Origin of the sequence: Devosia sp., from assembly GCF_017307565.1 — a bacterium.
In the GTDB taxonomy this organism is placed as follows: domain Bacteria; phylum Pseudomonadota; class Alphaproteobacteria; order Rhizobiales; family Devosiaceae; genus Devosia.
In genome coordinates this window covers 1-3,581 of record NZ_JAFKHD010000119.1, presented here as the reverse complement: position 1 = coordinate 3,581, position 3,581 = coordinate 1, and the positions used below count along the sequence as shown (strand labels likewise).

The following is a 3,581-nucleotide window of genomic DNA, read 5'->3' as shown; positions in this document are numbered from 1 at the left end:
TGGCAGGAAGATGGCGTAGTTGACGAATTCGGTGGCAGACCAAAGGAAGAAGCCATCGATCCTGTCCATGCCCAGCATCGGGCCTGCAACCAGACCACCGGCAACGCCTGTCGCCATGGAGGCGATGGCAATGACCAGGAACAGACGCACCACGCCCGAAGGCTTTCGCATCGGGAAAAATTGCGGCGCCCAGAGGCGAACGCAGGCTAGGCCCGTTGCCACGCCAACCAGATTTGTGCCGTTCAGAATGGCGGCGCTGGCGAGCTCTGAACCTGTCAGGGCGTCGGCGGCCATATAGGCAGCTGCAGCCAGAATCCAGGTGAGGGCTGTGTTGGCCTTGGGGTGAATGGCAAGAATGCCAAGCAGGGCGGCGTTCGCCGGCCAGAGACTCGCAAGGTCAAAGGCAGCGCGCGTAAAAATGCCCAGGAGGGCTAGTGCAAAGACAATAGCCGCAGTCACCACGGCGGCAAATGCCGACTTGGCGAGAGACGGTTTTGGCGAAACCGCGTGGAGCGAACTGTCCATGGTGCCTCCGAAAAATAGCACTTTCCCACAATTCTCCCGCAAATTTCCTTAAGAGAGATTGCTTGACTCAGCCAAATACACTCGGCAAACGCCTCGCAATGTCTGCAACCCCGGAGACGTCGTCATGACCAGCAGAGCTTTCACCTTTCCCGGCCAGGGCAGCCAGGCCGTCGGTATGGGCAAGGAACTGGCCGATGCCTTCCCTGAAGCGCGTGCCGTCTTCGACGAAGTCGATGACGCTCTGGGCGAAAAGCTCTCCCAGACCATGTTTGAGGGCCCGGAAGACGTTTTGCGTCTCACCGAGAATGCCCAGCCGGCCCTGATGGCCTCGAGCATCGCCGTTCTCCGCGTGCTCGAAAGCCGCGGCGTCAGCCTCGCGAGCCACGCAAAATTCGTTGCCGGCCACTCGCTCGGCGAATATTCCGCGCTCTGCGCTGCCGGCACTTTCTCTCTTTCTGATACGGCCCGTCTCCTCCGCACCCGCGGTCAGGCCATGCAGAAGGCCGTTCCGGTCGGTCACGGCGCCATGGCTGCGCTCCTCGGCCTTGATCTCGACACGGCCCGCGCCGTCGCCGAAGAAGCCGCCCAGGGCGAAGTCTGCCAGGTCGCCAATGACAATGCGCCCGGCCAGGTGGTCATCTCCGGCGCTCTTGCGGCCATCGAACGCGCCGTCGAAATCGCCAGGGCCAAGGGCTCCAAGCGCGCCCTGCTGCTGCCCGTCAGTGCCCCGTTCCACTGCTCGCTGATGCAGCCTGCGGCCGATGCCATGGCTGCGGCGCTTGCCGAAGTCACGATGAATGCCCCGGTCGTGCCCGTCGTATCGAACGTCCTGGCCGCCCCGATCACCGATCCGGCCGAAATCCGCCAGCGCCTCGTTGAACAGGTCACAGGCGTTGTTCGCTGGACCGAAAGCGTCACCTGGCTTGCAGGGCAGGGCGGGGTCACTGAACTCGTCGAGCTCGGCACCGGACGCGTCCTCACCGGCCTTGCCAAGCGTATCGTCCCCGATGTTGCCACTCAGGCAGTCGGCGGCCCTGCTGACATCGACGCCTTCGTCGCCTCTGTCACGGCCTGATCCAAAACAATAAAGTCGTCTCCAAAGGGAGAGAAAACATGTTCGATTTGACCGGTAAGCGCGCCTTGGTCACTGGCGCCAGCGGCGGCATTGGCCGCGAGATCGCCAAGGCACTGGCAGCCGCCGGCGCCACCGTCGCCCTCTCGGGTACCCGCGTCGGCGCTCTGGAAGAAACCGCCCAGCTGATCGGCAAGGAATGCCCGATCCTGCCGTGCAACCTCTCCAAGATGGACGACGTCGACGCCCTTATCCCCGACGCTGAAGCGGTCATGGGTGGCGTTGATATCCTCATCAACAATGCCGGCATGACCCGCGACAACCTCTTCATGCGCATGAAGAACGAAGAGTGGGATGAGGTTATCGCCGTCAATTTGACCGCCGCCTTCCACCTTAACCGCGCCGTGCTGCGCGGCATGATGAAGCAGCGCTGGGGTCGCATCATCGGCATTTCCTCGGTCGTCGGCGTCATGGGCAATCCTGGGCAGGGCAACTATGCCGCGTCCAAGGCGGGCCTTATCGGCATGAACAAGGCGCTGGCGCATGAAGTTGCGAGCCGCAACATCACGGTCAATTCCATCGCGCCGGGCTTCATCGCCTCGGCCATGACCGATGAGCTCAACGACAAGCAGCGCGAAGCCATCCTCTCGACGATTCCCGCCAACCGCCTCGGCACTGCCCAGGAAGTCGCCGCCTGCGCCGTCTTCCTCTCGAGCGACGCGGCGGCCTACGTCACCGGCCACACTCTCAACGTCAACGGCGGTATGGCGATGATCTGATTTGGGCGAGCTGATAGCTCCCCAATGCCTCCGGCCTGCCCGGAGGCATAGTCCTTCTGAACGGCGTCATTCCCGCGAAAGCGGGAATCCTCGCCGCGACACAAGGAGATTCCCGCTTTGCGGGAATAACACGGTGAATGGGCGGACCCAGGCGGAAGGGGCATAGCCGCAACCGCAGGCATATCTGCCCGTTAATAAAGCCTTAAACCCTTGGAAACCACGCCTCTGGCTGCTGGCAAACCCCAAGGAAACATGCTACTCGCGCCCCGTTAACCCTTGCCGGTTCGGCTTGCGAGCGCCTAGAAGGCCGCTTACATTGCCGCCGTGCAAGTCAAAACCGAGCTTGATGAATTGGCTTCGCGCCAATAAGAAGCGAAACGAAACGTAGATTTCTACAAAGGGAAGTCAAATATGAGCGATGTCGCTGATCGGGTCCGCAAGATCGTTGTGGAACACCTCAATGTGGACGCCGAGAAGGTCACCGAAAAGGCCAGCTTCATCGACGATCTGGGCGCTGACTCGCTCGATCAGGTCGAGCTGGTGATGGCTTTCGAGGAAGAATTCTCGGTCGAGATCCCGGACGATGCTGCCGAGTCGATCCAGACCTTCGGGGACGCTGTCTCCTTCCTGACCAAGGCCACCAGCTAAGCTGGACGGGCAGGGTTAGACATGGAACTGCGCCGAGTCGTCGTCACCGGAATGGGGCTTGTCACGCCCCTTGGTTGCGGAGTGGAGGCCACCTGGGCCAATATTCTCGCAGGCAAGAGTGGAGCCAAGCGTATCGACGACTTCCAGGTCGATGATATCGCCTGCCAGATCGCCCATCGCATTCCCCGCGGGGATTATGCACAGGGCATGTACAATCCCGACGAGTGGATGGAATCCAAGGAGCAGCGCAAGGTCGACGAGTTCATCGTCTACGCCATGGCCGCTGCTACCCAGGCCATCCAGGATGCCGGGGTTGAACCTAAGACCCAGGAAGAGCAGGAACGCACCGGCGTTCTCATCGGTTCGGGCATTGGCGGGATTGGCGGCATCTACGATGCCTCCATCACGCTGCATGAAAAGGGCCCGCGCCGCATCAGCCCGTTCTTCATTCCTGGTCGCCTGATCAACCTGGCCTCAGGCCATGTGTCGATCCGCTTCGGCCTCAAGGGGCCGAACCATTCCGTCGTCACCGCCTGCTCGACCGGCGCGCACGCCAT

At 61.7% G+C, this 3,581-nt stretch carries 4 protein-coding genes and 1 pseudogene; 4 read left to right on the top strand and 1 reads right to left on the bottom strand.

Translation table 11 applies throughout. From position 1 onward, the window contains the following. Nucleotides 1-525, bottom strand: a pseudogene (locus J0I64_RS03445) (hypothetical protein); the annotation flags it as partial. A gap of 124 nt (nucleotides 526-649) precedes the next feature. Here J0I64_RS03445 and fabD point away from each other — a divergent pair. The 4 genes from fabD to J0I64_RS03425 form a co-directional block, all read left to right on the top strand. Next, nucleotides 650-1,600, top strand: a complete 951-nt coding sequence (gene fabD / locus J0I64_RS03440) for an ACP S-malonyltransferase (RefSeq protein WP_291406221.1) — start codon at nucleotides 650-652, stop codon at nucleotides 1,598-1,600. A 38-nt stretch (nucleotides 1,601-1,638) separates the two neighbouring features. After that, complete coding sequence (gene fabG / locus J0I64_RS03435; RefSeq protein WP_291406220.1) at nucleotides 1,639-2,376, top strand: 3-oxoacyl-[acyl-carrier-protein] reductase; 738 nt, start codon at nucleotides 1,639-1,641, stop codon at nucleotides 2,374-2,376. A gap of 411 nt (nucleotides 2,377-2,787) precedes the next feature. Beyond that, complete coding sequence (locus tag J0I64_RS03430) at nucleotides 2,788-3,024, top strand: acyl carrier protein (RefSeq protein WP_092424318.1); 237 nt, start codon at nucleotides 2,788-2,790, stop codon at nucleotides 3,022-3,024. Nucleotides 3,025-3,051: 27 nt separating this feature from the next. After that, a partial coding sequence (locus J0I64_RS03425) for a beta-ketoacyl synthase N-terminal-like domain-containing protein (protein ID WP_291406222.1) occupies nucleotides 3,052-3,581 on the top strand: 530 nt, incomplete at its 3' end.

Bases quoted from the DNA above. Each gene is read 5' to 3' on its own strand.
- fabD (WP_291406221.1), top strand. From the start codon at position 650: ATGACCAGCAGAGCTTTCACCTTTCCCGGCCAGGGCAGCCAGGCCGTC.
- fabG (WP_291406220.1), top strand. From the start codon at position 1,639: ATGTTCGATTTGACCGGTAAGCGCGCCTTGGTCACTGGCGCCAGCGGC.
- J0I64_RS03430 (WP_092424318.1), top strand. From the start codon at position 2,788: ATGAGCGATGTCGCTGATCGGGTCCGCAAGATCGTTGTGGAACACCTC.